This is a genomic window from Legionella sheltonii (assembly GCF_026191355.1).
Taxonomy (GTDB): Bacteria; Pseudomonadota; Gammaproteobacteria; order Legionellales; family Legionellaceae; genus Legionella; species Legionella sheltonii.
In genome coordinates, this window is sequence record NZ_JAPHOQ010000010.1 from 71,559 (window position 1) to 87,970 (window position 16,412).

A 16,412-nucleotide genomic window follows, 5' to 3' on the forward strand; every position below is an offset into this window, starting at 1 on the left:
AGCTCAAGGTTCTTGGAGATTCTTATAATCATATTATTAAAAACACATGCAAATAAATGGGGCAGTTTTCCTCTATGTTTCTAATACTGAAATTGTATCTTTGCGCTGAAATAGCTCTAGTGTATGATGCATCTATTTTTAGTTCATTATGGAGCATTCTTAATGGAAGAATTCAAGTCAAATCGAATAATTAGAGCAAATCATGGCAAAGAGAAACAAGCCAAAAGTTGGCTTACTGAAGCAGCACTTCGCATGTTGTGCAATAATCTTGATCCCGATGTAGCAGAAGACCCTGATTCTCTAATTGTTTATGGCGGCTTGGGCAAAGCGGCTCGCAATTGGGATTGTTTCAACAAGATTGTTGAAGTGCTAAAGACCTTAAATGATCAGCAAACACTATTAATTCAATCGGGAAAACCGGTAGGTGTTTTTACAACACATGAAGATGCACCTCGGGTGCTTATCGCCAATTCCAATTTGGTTCCTCGTTGGGCTACCTGGGAACATTTTAATGAATTAGACAAAAAGGGTTTAATGATGTACGGACAGATGACTGCTGGGAGCTGGATTTATATTGGCTCACAGGGCATTGTTCAGGGTACTTATGAAACTTTTGTTGCTGCAGCGCGTAAACATTACGCGGGAAATCTAGACGGGCGTTGGATTTTAACCGGTGGGTTAGGGGGTATGGGTGGAGCTCAAACCTTAGCTGGAACTATGGCTGGAGCTAGTGTCTTGGCAGTTGAATGTGACCGTTCACGAATAGAAAAACGTATTAAAACCAGATACTTAGATCGTTACACGACGGATTTGGAAGAAGCCTTAAACTGGATCAATGAATCATGTCAGAAAAAAATGCCGATCTCCGTTGCCATTTTGGGAAATGCTGCTGAAATTTTCCCTCAATTGGTTCAACGAGGAGCCTCTCCAGCTTTAGTAACCGACCAAACCAGTGCCCATGATCCCTTAAACGGTTATCTTCCTGCCGGATGGACTTTGGAGCAAGCTGCTCAATTAAGAAAATCAGCACCAGATGAGGTTGTTGCAGCAGCAAAAGAATCTATGGCAGTACAAGTACATGCGATGCTTGAATTCCAAAAAAGAGGCATTCCTGTTTTTGATTATGGTAATAACATAAGACAAATGGCTTTTGAAGCAGGTGAGAAGAATGCTTTTAAATTTGAAGGATTTGTACCTGCTTACATACGCCCTTTATTTTGTGAAGGAATAGGACCTTTTAGATGGGTTGCTTTATCTGGGGATCCTGAAGATATTTATGCAACGGATGAAATGGTTAAAAAACTTATCCCAGATAATAAGCACTTGCATAATTGGTTGGATATGGCCAAGAAAAAAATTGCATTTCAGGGCTTACCCGCACGCATTTGCTGGGTTGGACTAAAAGATCGCGCTCGTCTGGCCTTGGCTTTTAACGAAATGGTTCGCACAGGCGCTGTTAAAGCACCTATAGTAATAGGCCGTGATCATCTAGATTCAGGTTCCGTTGCAAGCCCTAATCGTGAAACCGAGGGGATGATGGATGGAAGTGATGCTGTATCTGATTGGCCTTTACTCAATGCTTTATTAAACTGCGCAAGTGGCGCAACGTGGGTTAGCATTCATCATGGCGGTGGTGTAGGCATGGGATTTTCCCAACATGCAGGAGTGGTGATTGTTGCAGATGGAACAGAAAAAGCAGCGCAGCGTCTAACAAGAGTACTCCATAACGATCCTGCTACTGGGGTCATGCGTCATGCTGATGCAGGTTATGAAATTGCAAAAAAATGCGCTAAAGAAAACGCACTCTGGTTACCTATGGAAGCTTAGATTGGATTTTTCCTGTGGTTTTTTTATGACACAATATTAAAAAATAGTAGTTGGTATGGCGATCTATTTGAATCAATTCCAACTTACTTTAAGGAGATACGTTAATGCAAGAGCCATTTCTTCTTCAACCTGGTCAGTTGAACTTGCAATCGATTAAACATATTTTAAATCAGCAATTACCTTGTGCTCTCCCTAAAGAGGCATTTGAACGGATTGACGCATCACGGCAAACGGTCAAAAAGGTAATTCATGAGAAAAAAACAGTTTATGGTATCAATACAGGTTTTGGATCATTAGCTAATCAGACGATTTCAGAAGAAAACCTCAAACAGTTACAACGCAATATTGTGCTTTCCCATGCATGTGGTACAGGTGAGTTACTTTCTGATGAAATAGTTCAATTAATTTTACTGCTTAAAATAAATAATTTAGCGCAAGGATATTCTGGCGTGCGTCTGGAGCTGATCGAGGCGTTGATTTCATTGTATAACCATAAAGTTTATCCTTGTATTCCTTCTAAAGGCTCAGTAGGTGCTTCAGGTGATTTAGCGCCTTTAGCGCATATGTCTTTACCCTTACTCGGTGTTGGTGAAGTACGCTATCAAGGGAAAATTATTCCTGCTCTTGAGGGATTGAAGATTGCGGGTTTAAAACCCGTTGAATTGGAAGCAAAAGAAGGTCTAGCTCTTCTAAATGGGCTGCAAGTGTCTACTGCAATTGCTTTAACTGCCTTGTTTGTCTCAGAAAGTTTGTTTGAAACGGCACTTATCGCGGGCGCCTTATCTGTTGATGCAGCAAATGGTAGTGATGTCCCCTTTGATGAGCGGATACAAACGGCTCGAGGTTATAAGGCTCAGCACGATGTAGCAAAGTGCTACCGTGAGCTTTTAAGTGGGAGTGAGATCCGTGCAGCCCATCTGCACTGCTCACGTGTTCAAGATCCCTATTCATTGAGATGCCAACCTCAAATTATGGGAGCGATATTGCATCAAATTCGGTTTGTTAGAGAAACCTTGCAAGTAGAAGTGAATGCAATTTCTGATAATCCGCTTGTTTTTAGTGAGCAAGAACAAATAATTTCGGGGGGCAATTTTCATGGTGAAATTGTAGCTATGGCTGCTGACAACCTTGCTTTGGCAATTGCTGAAATAGGGGCCAGTTCCGAACGACGTATTGCGTTGTTAATTGATAAAAACTTTAGTAGTTTACCCGCTTTCCTTATCAAAGAGAGTGGATTGAATTCAGGATTTATGATTGCTCATGTTACTGCTGCGGCTTGTGCTAGTGAAAACAAGGCGCTTGCACATCCTCACTCAGTGGATAGCCTTCCTACTTCTGCGAACCAAGAAGATCATGTTTCTATGGCAACCAGTGCTGCACGAAGGTTGCATGATATGAATGACAATACGGCAACTATTTTAGCCATCGAATTATTAGCGGCTGCCCAAGGAGTTGAATTTTATAAACCTTTAAAATCATCTGCATTACTAGAAGATGTTCACCAACGTTTACGCTCTTATGTAGCGGCCTATGATACAGATCGTTTTTTTGCACCAGATATTTCCATAATCAAACAAAAAATTCTGAATGAGGAATTTAACACTCCATTTTTGCATTTGTGGAATCAAGATTAGGAATCAAAGTGACTATTGAAATTTATACCGATGGTGCATGTAAAGGAAATCCAGGACCTGGTGGTTGGGGAGTATTGCTTCGTTATAAGGGACAGGAAAAAACGTTATATGGTGGGGAAACACATACTACCAATAATCGTATGGAGCTTATGGCTGCAATTAAAGGTTTGGAAGCCTTAAACCGTCCCTGTGTCGTTAATTTATATACTGATTCTCAATATTTGAGACAAGGCATGACCGAATGGTTAGCCAATTGGAAACTCAATGGATGGCGTAACTCTAAAAAAGAGCCTGTAAAAAATGCAGATCTTTGGAAATTACTCGATGAATTGGCGTCACGTCATCAAATAAAATGGCACTGGGTAAAGGGGCATTCGGGGCATGTAGAAAATGATTTAGTTGATGCATTGGCCAATCAAGCAATTGAAGAGTTAAGTGAGTAAGTAATGCGACAGATTGTTTTAGATACTGAAACTACAGGTATAGGACATGAGCAGGGGCATCGAGTTATTGAAATTGGCTGCGTGGAATTATTTGATAGAAAATTAACAGGGAAACATTTTCATGTTTATCTTAATCCACAACGTCTGGTTGATGAAGGTGCTTTTCGTGTCCATGGAATTAGTAATGAATTTTTACAAGACAAACCATTATTTGAAGAAAAAGCGGATGAATTTTGGAATTTTATTGTTGGTGCTGAACTAATAATTCACAATGCACCTTTCGACGTAGGATTTTTAAATTCGGAATTGAAACATATTCAATGGAACAAAAGATTAGAAGATTCTTGCACTATTATTGATACCTTAGTGCTAGCACGCGATAAATATCCTGGACAGCGAAACAGCTTAGATGCTTTATGCAAACGATTTGGAATAGATCACTTCAATCGCGAACTTCATGGTGCTTTACTTGACGCGGAGATTCTTGCATACGTCTATCTGGCTATGACCGGTGGTCAAACCAGTTTATTTGCAGAAGTTGAAGAAGCTTCCATCTCAACCAAGATCAAAACTCAAGAAATTGCCGCACTTCAGTTAGCAAACCCAATAGTCTTGTCCGCAGATACTAAAGAGCTAGAATTACACCAAGATTTTGTAGCATTTCTAAATAAGAAATCAGGGGTTAATCATTGGGAGGAGAGCTGATTGAGTGTAGCCCGGATTACACGAAATGGTAATCCGGGACTAAGCTGACGTCAAACTCATTTGCATCTATGGGCTTTTTAGCCTTTTTATTAGCTTTTAGGGATTAGATACTTTATTGCAAAATCTTTACCGATACATTCACCAAGAGATTTTCCCCAAATACCTGCACTGTCGTTATTGATTTTATCAGGAATACTCCCATACAGTTGTTGTTGGCATTTACTGACGCTATCTGGAATTGCAGCAATGCACTTTTCATAGGTCATTTTGATGTCATCCAGCCGTTTTTTCAACTGGGGATCATTTTCAAATCCTTTGCAAATGAGATCAGGCAATAAAGGTGTGACTGATTTTAACCAGCTATCTTTAGATATTTCCATTGAGCTGTCAGAGGATGCAGCACCGTTAGTACTTGTAGTTGTGCCTGTACTTGTACCTGTACTTGTACTCTTGGATGTATCTTCAGCATTTGATGTGAAAGAAATAACGGTACACCCTAAAAAAATGTATAAAGCTGCCTGCAATTGTTTAGTCATGATTGAATACCTTTTGTAATCATTTCATTAAAATAGTAGAACAAATATTTCATTCTTGCTTAAAATTAATTTGTTTTGATTAAAAAATAATCTAAAATTAAGGTGACGATGGGTAAATACTAGGAATTTATTATGGAAAAACAAAGTTCTATTTTATCACCATTAGCTTGTTTTTTGTTCATTCTTCTGTTCATCTTTCTTTTTTATCCTTCTTCTGCTTTAGCGAATACATTTGTTTTCAATCCCAATACACTTACTTGGAAAGCTATTGACTCAAATGGAAAAGTAGTACGTACTGGCAGAGGATCTGGAGGTAGACGATATTGTCCTGACATACATAGAGGATGTAAAACGCCAATAGGTGTTTTTACTGTATGGAGTAAAGGAGGGGCTGGTTGCAAATCATCTCGTTACCCCGTAGGGCGAGGCGGCTCACCAATGCCTTATTGTATGTTTTTTACTAAATATTATGCGGTGCATGGTTCTTATGAAGTGCCAAATTATAATGCGAGCCATGGTTGCATACGTGTGCATCCTAATGATGCTTACTGGCTCAGTAAGCATTTTATTAAAATAGGAACAAAAGTCGTTGTTAAACCTTACTAATTTCTACTTCTAATCACGTCATCTCTTACTAAGTGCGGGATGACGTGGTTAAAAATTATTTTAATAATCATCCTCATCATCGATGCTAAATGATGAACCGCATCCACAAGTAGTTTTTGCATTGGGGTTACGAATAACAAATTGTTCGCCTTGTATGCCTTGAACGTAATCAATTTCAGCATCATGCAAATATTGGTAGCTCATTGAATCAACCAAAAGTTTTACTGAAGACACGCCATCGGAGCATTGTTGAACAATGACAGTATCATCCTCATTGATGTCTTCATCAAAACTAAATCCATATTGAAACCCAGAACAACCTCCACCAGTAATGGATACACGTAGATTTAATTTGAAATTATCTTCCTCTTTTATGAGTTCAGCCACCTTGTCTGCTGCACTTACAGAAAAGTGGATATCGCTAGTAGTAGGGGATATATCAATAGCAGCCATTTTAACTCCCATAGTCATAATATAATTATAACGCAATTATCGTATAATCTGTTCAATAGTAGCTCCACCCAGGCATTGGTTTTTATCATAAAAAACCACATATTGACCCGGTGTAACTGCTCTTTGTGGATTTGAAAACATTACATAATGCTGATTTTCATTCTGAGGCGAAATAATACACCCTTGTTCTGCCTGTCTGTATCGTGTTTTAGCATAACAGGTCAGTGGTAAATTATCCGCACAATCAGCTAACCAATGGATTGGACCACAAATCAGGCCTTGTGCATAGAGCATGGGGTGTTGGCTGCCTTGAGCTACATATAAAGTATTTGTAGCCACTTCTTTATCAACCACATACCAAGGTTCATCGGCCGAATTTTGTAAACCACCAATTCCTAGCCCTTGCCGTTGGCCTAAAGTGTAAAACATTAATCCGTCATGTTGTCCTAAAACTTTGCCATCCGTACTTTTTATCTCGCCTGGGCGTGCTAAAATAAATTCCTGTAAAAAGGATTTAAATCGTTTTTCGCCAATAAAACAAATCCCTGTCGAATCCTTTTTGGCCTGGGTTACTAAGCCAAGTTTTTTCGCAAACTCTCTCACTTCTGGCTTAGTATAATCTCCTATAGGAAATAAAGTTTTGGCCAAAGCTTTAGGGTTTACTGCGTGAAGAAAATAGGTTTGATCTTTATCACGATCTTTTGCTTTATATAAGAGCCCAATATCGCCTTCTATTTTATTTTTAGCATAGTGTCCTGTTGCAATGTAATCTGCTCCGAGGCTTAATGCATGATTTAAAAAAGCATTGAATTTGATTTCCTTGTTACACAATACATCAGGATTGGGCGTTCTTCCTTTTTCGTATTCATTTAAAAAATGAGTGAAAACCCTTTGCCAATATTCTTCTGAAAAATTAACTGTATGCAGCGGAATGCGCAATTGATTGCATACTGCTTGGGCATCAGCAAGATCTTGTGCTGCAGGACAGAATCCATCTTTATCATCTTGTTCCCAGTTCTTCATGAACAAGCCTTCAACTTGATAGCCTGCTTCTTGTAATAACCAGGCTGCAACAGAAGAATCAACACCACCAGACATTCCAACTATAACTTTAGCTTTCATAAAATTGAGATACCGCTTAATATTCTATTTTTTCAGCATCGTAGCCTAAGCGAGTGGAGTTGCTGTCATCCCTCGCTAGGCTTGGGATGACAGCAACTAAGCGAGATTCTATTGCTCAGGCGACGATTCTGAAATTGAACTTATACAAATAATAACTCTTTAGGATACGACAATAATGCTGCACTTACAAGAAATGGTTAAACAAGGGCAACAAACTAAGACAGTGACACTTAGTGAACGTTTACCTCATTTCATTACTACTCCCTGTCAGCTTGAGGTGACTTATCATGTTGAAGCAAAAGAAGATTTTTATCTTATTCATCTTCATGTTAAAGGCGATTTGCCCACACAATGTCAACGCTGTCTGGACGAATTTAATTTTCCATACGATAATATGACAGTAGTTGCTGTATGTCGTAATGATGAGAGGGCAGAGCAGATACTGGAACATTATGAATGTATCGTTTCTGAAAATTTGCAGGTGAGTTTGGAAGATATACTGATTGATGAGTTACATCTCTATGCGCCACAGTTTCATCCTGAAATTAATGATTGCAGCAGTGAAATAAACCAAATTTTAGTGGGAAAAAAATGAATTTTATTGAAATTTTATCTAATTAACACTAATATTCCCGCTTTATGAATGCAATTTGTTTAGGAGTAATACAATGGCCGTACAACAAAATAAAAAATCACGCTCACGTCGTGACATGCGTCGTTCACACGATGCTTTGACAAAGCCAACACTTTCTGTGGATGAAACTACCGGCGAAACACATCTTCGTCATCATATGACTCCAGATGGTTATTATCGTGGTAGAAAGATTATTGACACTGATACTGTTTACGAACAAGAGTAATTTTCTTGAAAAATATCACCATTGCAATTGATGCGATGGGTGGGGATCATGGTTTGAATGTTGTGATTCCTGCCTGTATTCGCGCAGCAAATAATAATCCTGATTTGAAACTCATTCTTGTTGGAGTTCATGATAAAATTCATGCTTTTTTAAAAAAGCATGGAGTGGCTTCTTCAAATCAATTTTCCATAGTCCATACTTCTGAAGTGGTGACTATGGACGAATTGCCTTCACATGCTTTGCGCAATAAAAAAGATTCTTCCATGCGTGTAGCCATTAATTTGGTGAAAGAGGGAATGGCGCAAGCTTGTGTTAGTGCCGGAAACACTGGCGCTCTTATGGCTACAGCGCGTTATGTTCTAAAAACTTTACCCGGAATCGATAGACCCGCAATTATTTCTGAGTTACCGACTATGCGTGGTAGGACTTGGGTGATTGATTTGGGTGCAAATGTTGATTCCTGTGCGGAACATTTATTTCAATTTGCCGTAATGGGATCTGCATTAGTTCAAGCGGTAGCAAATAAGCCCAAGCCTAAAATTGCCTTATTGAATATCGGCGTGGAAGAAATGAAGGGAAATGATCAAGTGAAACGTACGGCACACATGCTTGCAGAGTGTGACGTTATGAACTACGTTGGTTATGTAGAAGGTGATCATTTTTATACTGGGGAAGTTGATTTAGTGGTCTGCGATGGTTTTGTGGGTAATGTTGCTTTAAAAGCGAGCGAAGGCCTTGCAAAGTTTTTTGTAAGTTTACTCATGGAGTCATTTAACAGGAACTGGTATACCAAACTTTCTGCTTTAATTGCACGACCTGCATTAAAGCATCTTAAGAAACGCTTTGATCCTTCTCGTTATAACGGCGCAAGCATGCTCGGATTAAATGGCATTGTTGTAAAAAGCCATGGCGGTGCTAATGAATTAGGATTTCAACATGCTATCGAACAAGCAGTTCTTGAAGTTAAAAATAACGTGATTGATTTAGTGCGTGTACAAATAAATGATTTTATCAATCAGGGATTGCTGTTATGAAAAATGCTGTAATACGTGGTACTGGAAGTTATATTCCTGAAAAGCAACTCACAAATCTCGAGCTTGAGTCAATACTGGATACGAGTGATGAGTGGATTGTCACCAGAACTGGAATCAGTAGTCGTAGTGTGGCGCAAGCTCATGAAACCACCTCATATATGGCTTCTAAAGCTGCTGAACAAGCATTAAGTGCTTCCGGTATGGATGCAGATGAAATCGATTTAATCTTAGTTGCTACCTGTACCCCAGATCATTTTTTTCCAGGGGTTGCTTGTTATGTCCAGCATGCTTTAAAAATTAAACGTCCCATCCCTGCTTTTGATGTCGGCGCCGCATGCAGTGGCTTTGTATATGTAATGGATATTGCAAAACAGTATATTGAGTCCGGTGCAGCTAAAAATATTCTTGTTATCGGCAGTGAAAGTATGTCTAGAGCAGTAGATTGGACCGATCGTGCAACTTGCGTCCTATTTGGAGATGGTGCCGGAGCAGTCGTTTTAAGTGCTAGTGACAGACAAGGCATTATGGGTAGTGTGCTACATGCCTCTTACGATGCAGAAAAATTACTAAATTTAAGTAATGCTACATTTGAAAATCAACGTGCTACGATTACCATGCGTGGTAATGAAGTTTTTAAAATCGCCGTTAAAATTATGGGTGATGTTGTTGATGAAGTTTTAGAGATCAGTCATTTGAAAAAATCTGATATTCAATGGCTTATTCCTCATCAAGCAAATATGCGTATCATACAAGCCATCGCTAAAAAACTGGACCTTCCTATGTCACAAGTGATTGTTACTATTGGTAGCCAGGGAAATACTTCGGCTGCATCTATTCCTTTGGCTCTGGATCATTCTATTCGAACCAATCAGATTAAAAGAGATGAATTAATATTGATTGAGTCTTTTGGAGGTGGAATGACTTGGGGAGCTATGGTAATTCGTTATTAATAATTTTAATGAGTTCTTTTTTTGAATTAAATTTTTAGTTCGGAGCTATTTTTGATATGGTAAAAACAGCATTTGTATTTCCCGGGCAAGGTTCACAATCAGTAGGTATGTTAGCTGATTTTGAGTTGCAGCATCCTATTGTTGTCAATACTTTTGCAGAAGCATCTGAAGCGGTAGGTTACGATCTATGGAAACTCGTGCAACAAGGACCTGAAGAACAATTAAATCAGACAGAACATACACAGGTCGCAATGCTTACTGCTGATGTTGCCGTATATAGGGTATTGATGCAACATGATGTCGCTCAACCAATGCTCATGGCCGGTCATAGTTTAGGTGAATATGCAGCTTTGGTTTGTGCTGATGCATTATCATTGTTTGATGCAGCGTGTTTAGTAGCGCGTCGAGGACAAGTAATGCAAAATGCAGTCCCTTTAGGCTTAGGTGCCATGGCGGCAATCGTTGGTTTAACCGATGAGCAAGTTAAAGCACTATGTGAGCAGGCCAGCCGTGAAAATGAAGTGGTAACTCCCGCAAACTATAATGCAATTGGACAAGTTGTTGTGGCTGGACATACTCCAGCAGTTAACAGAATATTGAACTTAGCCGAGGAAGAAGGCGCACGTCTTGCTAAAGTGATCCCAGTCAGTGTTCCATGTCATTGTCCTTTATTGTCTGAAGCTGCTGAATCATTTGCTGATTATCTCGCTAAAATTGATTTTAAAAATCCAAAAACAGATGTTGTGAGTAATGTTGACTTAAGTTTTTATCATTCAGCACAACATATACGTGAAAAACTAAAAGAACAGCTTTACAGTCCTGTACGTTGGGTCGAAACGATACAACTCTTTAAAAACAGTGGCATAGGCCTTGTTCTTGAGTGTGGTCCAGGAAAAGTGTTGAGCGGATTAATTAAAAGAATTGATAGAAGCTTAAATACAATTAGTGTTTACGATACTATTAGTTTAGAACAACTTGAAGAGCAATTTGCATAGTCTAAGTGTAGCGAATTGAGATCTTAAGGGATATGCTGAGATGTAGACTGAGCAGCACTTAAAATGATATTGATGTAGTAAGGCACATGCTCAACCTAAAGAAATAACTTTTTCTATAGAGGAAAATAAATGACAAGTTTAGAGGGGAAAATTGCCTTGGTAACAGGGGCAAGCCGAGGAATAGGTCAGGCTATAGCTCTTAAATTGGCCCAGCAAGGTGCTTTTGTCTATGGTACTGCAACTACTGAACAAGGTGCCCAATCAATAAATGCCTATTTTGAAAAAGAAAAGTTATCAGGAAAGGGTCTCGTTCTGGATGTTACAAATTCGGAGCAAATAGAAAAAGTAATTGGTGAATTGGTTGACAAGAATCAATCCCCTTCAATATTAGTGAATAATGCAGGGATAACTGCAGATAATTTACTGCTGCGTATGGATGATGATGAATGGTATAAGGTAATCGAAACAAATTTGAATTCAATATACAAAATGTCTAAAATTTGTATAAAACCCATGTTTAGAACTCGATGGGGACGAATTATTTCTATAGGTTCAGTAGTCGGTTCAAGTGGGAATTCAGGCCAAGTAAATTATACTGCAGCAAAAGCCGGTATTGTTGGTTTCAGCAAATCCTTAGCTCAAGAAATTGGAAGCCGAGGAATTACTGTTAATGTTGTTGCGCCTGGGTTTATTGATACAGACATGACAGCAGCTTTACCCGATATGGTAAAGGAAGAGATGTTAAAAAGAATTCCTATGCGGAAGCTGGGAGATCCTAAAGATATAGCTGAAGCAGTAGCTTTTTTAGCATCAGAAAGTGCTAAATATATCACGGGTGAAACAATTCATGTCAATGGCGGCATGTATATGGATTAAATGCACTTGCGTTATCTGTATAAATGAATAAACTATACCACTTCCATTTAACTTTGGTTGTTTGGTATTTGAGATTGCTTATAAATTTCAGTGATTAAGCAATCAAAGTTAAGTGGAAGTTGTATTTTAATAATCTGGAATTTTTTTAAATTTCTATCAACCGAAAGAGGAAAATCAAGTTATGAGTACAGTTGAAGAGCGTGTTCGCAAGATTGTTGTTGAACAACTAGGCGTTAAAGAAGAAGAGTTAAAGAACGATGCATCATTTGTTGATGACTTAGGTGCTGATTCTTTAGATACTGTGGAATTGGTTATGGCTCTTGAAGAAGAATTTGAAACAGAAATTCCTGATGAGAAAGCTGAAAAAATTACCACGATTCAAGAAGCGATTGATTATATTGAATCTAATTTAAATAAAGAAGAAGCATAAGCATTTGCTTTTATCTCTTTCTCTCCTACCCAATGTGTGGGAGAGAAATGGGAATTGTTTTACGAGGAGCCTTCATTGAATAAGCGGCGTGTAGTAATTACTGGTATGGGTATGATTACCCCTGTCGGGCTTAATGTAGAAGAAACTTGGCAAAATATATTAGCTGGTGCAAGTGGTGTTGTTTTGGCAGATGAATTCGATGCTAATGAATACAGCACACGGATATGGGCTAAGGTTAAGAATTTTAATATTGAGAATTATGTTCCGCTTAAAGATGCACGTAAAATGGATGTGTTTACCCAATATGGCATTGCTGCAGCTGATGAAGCAATGTTGGATTCGGGTTTGAAGATTGATGCGAATTTAGCCAATCGTATTGGTGTCGCCGTTGGAGCAGGTATTGGTGGCATCCAGACAATTACCAATAATCAAGATAAATTGATGGCGGGTGGACCTCGAAAGGTTTCTCCATTTTTTATTCCAGCAGGAATCATTAATATGGTTGCTGGGCAGATTTCAATAAGACATCAGCTGAAAGGGCCTAATATTTCAGTCGTTACTGCATGCACTACGGGTACTCATAATATTGGACTTGCGGGACGAATGATTACTTATGGTGATGCTGATGTTATGGTATGTGGTGGGGCTGAAATGACCTTAACCCCACTGTGTTTAGCGGGATTCTCTGCTGTGCGTTCCCTATCTAAACGTAATGATGAGCCTGAAAAGGCATCAAGACCTTTTGACAAAGATAGAGATGGCTTTGTTATGGGCGAAGGCGCAGGTGTTCTTATTCTAGAAGAATATGAGCACGCTAAAGCTCGTGGTGCAAAAATTTATGCCGAACTTGTTGGGTTTGGTATGTCTGGTGATGCGTTTCATATCACTGCGCCCGATGATGATGCGGATGGTGCAGCTCGTGCCATGGAAGCAGCCATACATGATGCAGGAATTGATCCAGAACAAGTTGATTACATTAATGCACACGGTACATCGACTTATCTTAACGATTTGAATGAAACAAAAGCCATTAAGCGTGTTTTTAAACAACATGCTTATGATCTAGCAGTTAGTTCTACAAAATCAATGACAGGTCATTTATTAGGTGCTGCTGGTGCTGTTGAAGCAATATTTAGTATTTTAGCACTCAGGGATCAAATTGCTCCCCCAACTATTAATTTGGATAATCCTGATGAAGGATGTGATTTGAATTATGTACCTTATACACCTCAAAAAAGAGCGATCAATTTTGTTCTAAGTAATTCACTTGGTTTTGGTGGAACAAATGGTAGCTTGTTATTTAAGCGGGTCTAAATGACATTTTCAAGACATAAAAAACTGATATTTTTTATAGTAATATTGTTTTTTATGTCTTGTTTTCTCCTCTTTTTTAGTAATTATATTCAGATTATCAGACCCATTATTCCCAAAGAGGGCTCACCAGTTATCATCACGCTTGACCGAACTGCTTCCGCCTCACAATTTGTAAGAATACTAAAAGACAAAAATCTAATTCACTCTGATTCGGCGCTTCTAACGATGATTCGTTTCTCTGGTTTATCATCCCAGCTTAAAGCGGGTGTATACCAAATTAAACCGGGTGAAACGGCAATGCAACTAGTACACCGAATCGTAGCAGGGGATGTCTTAACCCAAAATTTTACAGTTATTGCGGGTACCACACAGCAAAAAATTTCCCAAGATTTGGCTAAAGCGGCCTATTTGAATTACAGTCCCGAAGACTGGCGTTCTATTAAGGACGACCATCCCAATGCAGAAGGGCTGTTGCTTGCGGATACCTATCAATATCATGGTGGGAGTAGTGGTAAGAGTTTATTAGAGCATGCCCATCGTAATTTAATTAACTATTTAAATATGAGTTGGACGAATAGAGCTGCTAATTTACCTTATAAAACTCCCTATGAATTGCTTATCGCTGCCTCAATCATTGAAAAAGAAACAGCTGTTCCACAAGAACGTAAGTTAATTTCAGGAGTGATGGTGAATCGATTAAATAAAAAAATGCCATTGCAGATGGATCCAACTGTGATCTATGGTTTGGGTGCTGCTTACAAGGGAAAGCTCTCTCATAATGATTTGCTTATTGATTCTCCCTATAACTCATATCATTATAGAGGTTTGCCGCCAACACCTATTGCTATGGTCGGTAAAGAAGCATTGGATGCAGCAGCGCATCCACAACTCTCCAACTATCTATATTTTGTTGCTAAAGGGGATGGAACACACCAATTTTCCGAAACGTACGAACAGCAAAAACAAGCAATTAATCAATATAAACGCAAGGATCCCTAATGTCATCTTTAGCTGGGAAGTTAATTGTTATTGAAGGATTAGAAGGCGCTGGTAAATCTACCGCAATAAAAACTGTTACAGAACTTTTGGCAAAAAGAGAAATTCAAACCTTAACTACCCGAGAGCCTGGTGCTACAGCAATAGGTGAGATTTTGCGTGAACTGATTAAGAATCCCAAATATCGGGATGTTTTAGATGATCGCAGTGAATTGTTATTGCTTTATACTGCCCGAATTCAGCTTCTTGAGGAAGTGATTAAACCTGCGTTGCGACAAGGAATTTGGGTTATTGCTGACCGATTCGAACTTTCAACGATGGCTTATCAAGGTGGCGGACGAAGATTAGATCAAGAGATGATCCACAAGTTATCTTCCTTTGCACTTAGGGGATTTAAACCCGATCTGACTTTATATTTGGACATTAACCCTGAAGAAGGAATGATGCGTGTTAAATCAAGGGGGGAATTTGATAGGATTGAACAACAATCAATTGATTTCTTTCATCGTGTCCATGAAAGTTACACACATCATGTAAAAATGAACTCCAATGCGGTAATGATTGACGCTCGAAGACCTCTACATGAAGTGCAACAGGCAATAGAAAATGCAATAAATGTATTTATTGAGCATCAATAATGAGCAATTTTAACGAGTTATCCGATCAAATAATAAAATATCAATCCCAATGGAATCAAATTCAATCAGCATGGATAAATAAGCGTATTTCTCAGGCTATGCTGTTTGTGGGCTCGTTTGATTGTGCTTTTGTCGATTTTGTAAAAAAATTAAACCAGCTGATTTTCTGTAAAAAAGAAGAGAATGAGCCTTGTTTTGCATGTTCTGATTGTCAAATGGTTGCATGTGGCGAGCATCCCGATGTGGAATGGGTTAAACCAGAAAAAAGCGGTGGGGCAATTAAAGTCGATCAGATAAGAGAGTTACAAAATAATGCTTATTTGACACCCCAACGCACCAAATACCGCTTGATTGTTATTGAATTCGCTGACCGCATGAACCTTTCTGCTGCTAATGCATTATTAAAAATTTTAGAAGAACCTCCCCCACAGACCATATTTTTACTTTTGGCTCAGCAAATAAGTACTTTATTACCTACAGTCTTAAGCAGATGTCAGATCATACGTTTTGCTTCATATGAGGATTTATTCGGGACTAATTATTTGCAGTTGGCAGAGTACTATCCAGAGGAATCTGAGCAAGCAAGGATTGTGAAACAATCAGAATTTATTTTAGATGGGTTAATTGCAGTAATTGAACAAAAGGAGCATCCAAGCCGTGTTGCTGCTCAATGGAATCAATTTGAGTTAGGAACATTACTTTGGTTTCTATATTTGGTTTATGCACAAATACAAATGATGCAAATTATTACACCCGCAGATACTGGTCCAATTCTACCTCAGATGAGTTGCTTAATGTCTTTATTGAGTCCCATAATGATTTTTTCTCAAATTGATAGAATTAATACATTACAGCGAAAATTAAGCCATAATATGAATGTAAATCAAACTTTGGCATTGGAAGATTTATTGTTAACAATATGCAGTGAATCTAGAGCTTCTTAAAATATGTAATGTTTTGATTTTTATGAAGTCCAGAATATTTAAGGAAGAT

19 protein-coding genes are annotated in these 16,412 nt (G+C 38.6%); 16 read left to right on the plus strand and 3 right to left on the minus strand.

All coding sequences use genetic code 11. The annotated features are described in order from the left end of the window. Nucleotides 1-162 precede the first annotated feature (162 nt). From hutU to dnaQ, 4 genes are all read left to right on the plus strand, one after another. Nucleotides 163-1,827, plus strand: coding sequence for a urocanate hydratase (gene hutU, locus OQJ26_RS12365; protein WP_265704080.1), 1,665 nt, complete (start codon nucleotides 163-165; stop codon nucleotides 1,825-1,827). A 104-nt stretch (nucleotides 1,828-1,931) separates the two neighbouring features. Beyond that, entirely contained in the window at nucleotides 1,932-3,461 is a 1,530-nt protein-coding gene (gene hutH, locus OQJ26_RS12370) for a histidine ammonia-lyase (protein ID WP_265704081.1), read from the plus strand. An 8-nt stretch (nucleotides 3,462-3,469) separates the two neighbouring features. Continuing rightward, nucleotides 3,470-3,904 carry a ribonuclease HI gene (gene rnhA, locus OQJ26_RS12375; protein ID WP_265704082.1) on the plus strand — a complete coding sequence of 145 codons (435 nt, stop codon included), beginning with the start codon at nucleotides 3,470-3,472 and terminating at the stop codon, nucleotides 3,902-3,904. Between the two features lie 3 nt (nucleotides 3,905-3,907). After that, nucleotides 3,908-4,609 (plus strand): DNA polymerase III subunit epsilon, encoded by a 702-nt coding sequence (gene dnaQ / locus OQJ26_RS12380; protein WP_265704083.1) that lies wholly within the window; start codon nucleotides 3,908-3,910, stop codon nucleotides 4,607-4,609. 89 nt (nucleotides 4,610-4,698) lie between these two features. On the opposite strand, the gene OQJ26_RS12385 is transcribed toward dnaQ, so the two are convergent. Next, nucleotides 4,699-5,145 (minus strand): hypothetical protein, encoded by a 447-nt coding sequence (locus OQJ26_RS12385; RefSeq protein ID WP_265704084.1) that lies wholly within the window; start codon nucleotides 5,143-5,145, stop codon nucleotides 4,699-4,701. 132 nt (nucleotides 5,146-5,277) lie between these two features. Between OQJ26_RS12385 and OQJ26_RS12390 the strand changes: the two genes are divergently transcribed. Then, a complete protein-coding gene (locus OQJ26_RS12390) occupies nucleotides 5,278-5,751 on the plus strand; it encodes a L,D-transpeptidase (RefSeq protein ID WP_265704085.1) in 474 nt (157 codons plus the stop codon). Nucleotides 5,752-5,811: 60 nt separating this feature from the next. Here the strand turns inward: OQJ26_RS12390 and erpA are convergent, their stop codons facing one another. Together erpA and mnmA are read right to left on the minus strand one after the other, a co-directional pair. After that, a complete protein-coding gene (gene erpA, locus OQJ26_RS12395) occupies nucleotides 5,812-6,204 on the minus strand; it encodes an iron-sulfur cluster insertion protein ErpA (RefSeq protein ID WP_265704086.1) in 393 nt (130 codons plus the stop codon). A 36-nt stretch (nucleotides 6,205-6,240) separates the two neighbouring features. Beyond that, nucleotides 6,241-7,326, minus strand: coding sequence for a tRNA 2-thiouridine(34) synthase MnmA (gene mnmA, locus OQJ26_RS12400; RefSeq protein WP_265704087.1), 1,086 nt, complete (start codon nucleotides 7,324-7,326; stop codon nucleotides 6,241-6,243). A gap of 175 nt (nucleotides 7,327-7,501) precedes the next feature. On the opposite strand from mnmA, the gene OQJ26_RS12405 reads away from it, so the two are divergent. The 11 genes from OQJ26_RS12405 (at nucleotide 7,502) to OQJ26_RS12455 (ending at nucleotide 16,363) form a co-directional block, all read left to right on the plus strand. Next, a complete protein-coding gene (locus OQJ26_RS12405; RefSeq protein WP_265704088.1) occupies nucleotides 7,502-7,921 on the plus strand; it encodes a YceD family protein in 420 nt (139 codons plus the stop codon). Between the two features lie 73 nt (nucleotides 7,922-7,994). Beyond that, nucleotides 7,995-8,186, plus strand: a complete 192-nt coding sequence (gene rpmF, locus OQJ26_RS12410; protein WP_028380381.1) for a 50S ribosomal protein L32 — start codon at nucleotides 7,995-7,997, stop codon at nucleotides 8,184-8,186. Nucleotides 8,187-8,191: 5 nt separating this feature from the next. Beyond that, complete coding sequence (gene plsX, locus OQJ26_RS12415; RefSeq protein ID WP_265704089.1) at nucleotides 8,192-9,220, plus strand: phosphate acyltransferase PlsX; 1,029 nt, start codon at nucleotides 8,192-8,194, stop codon at nucleotides 9,218-9,220. Beyond that, a complete protein-coding gene (locus OQJ26_RS12420) occupies nucleotides 9,217-10,170 on the plus strand; it encodes a beta-ketoacyl-ACP synthase III (RefSeq protein ID WP_265704090.1) in 954 nt (317 codons plus the stop codon). The genes plsX and OQJ26_RS12420 overlap by 4 nt, the downstream gene beginning before the upstream one ends. A 56-nt stretch (nucleotides 10,171-10,226) precedes the next feature. Then, on the plus strand, nucleotides 10,227-11,165 hold the full coding sequence (gene fabD, locus OQJ26_RS12425) for an ACP S-malonyltransferase (RefSeq protein WP_265704091.1): 939 nt from the start codon (nucleotides 10,227-10,229) through the stop codon (nucleotides 11,163-11,165). 129 nt (nucleotides 11,166-11,294) lie between these two features. Next, nucleotides 11,295-12,041 carry a 3-oxoacyl-ACP reductase FabG gene (gene fabG / locus OQJ26_RS12430; protein ID WP_265704092.1) on the plus strand — a complete coding sequence of 249 codons (747 nt, stop codon included), beginning with the start codon at nucleotides 11,295-11,297 and terminating at the stop codon, nucleotides 12,039-12,041. A 181-nt stretch (nucleotides 12,042-12,222) separates the two neighbouring features. Then, nucleotides 12,223-12,471, plus strand: coding sequence for an acyl carrier protein (gene acpP, locus OQJ26_RS12435; RefSeq protein WP_003631752.1), 249 nt, complete (start codon nucleotides 12,223-12,225; stop codon nucleotides 12,469-12,471). Nucleotides 12,472-12,546: 75 nt separating this feature from the next. Beyond that, the gene (fabF, locus tag OQJ26_RS12440; protein WP_265704093.1) at nucleotides 12,547-13,785 is read left to right on the plus strand and encodes a beta-ketoacyl-ACP synthase II; all 1,239 of its coding nucleotides are present in this window, start codon (nucleotides 12,547-12,549) and stop codon (nucleotides 13,783-13,785) included. Then, nucleotides 13,786-14,784, plus strand: a complete 999-nt coding sequence (gene mltG / locus OQJ26_RS12445) for an endolytic transglycosylase MltG (RefSeq protein ID WP_265704094.1) — start codon at nucleotides 13,786-13,788, stop codon at nucleotides 14,782-14,784. Beyond that, complete coding sequence (tmk, locus tag OQJ26_RS12450; RefSeq protein ID WP_265704095.1) at nucleotides 14,784-15,419, plus strand: dTMP kinase; 636 nt, start codon at nucleotides 14,784-14,786, stop codon at nucleotides 15,417-15,419. Before mltG ends, tmk begins: the two co-directional genes overlap by 1 nt. Further along, a complete protein-coding gene (locus OQJ26_RS12455) occupies nucleotides 15,419-16,363 on the plus strand; it encodes a DNA polymerase III subunit (protein ID WP_265704096.1) in 945 nt (314 codons plus the stop codon). Before tmk ends, OQJ26_RS12455 begins: the two co-directional genes overlap by 1 nt. The last annotated feature ends 49 nt before the right edge of the window (nucleotides 16,364-16,412 follow it).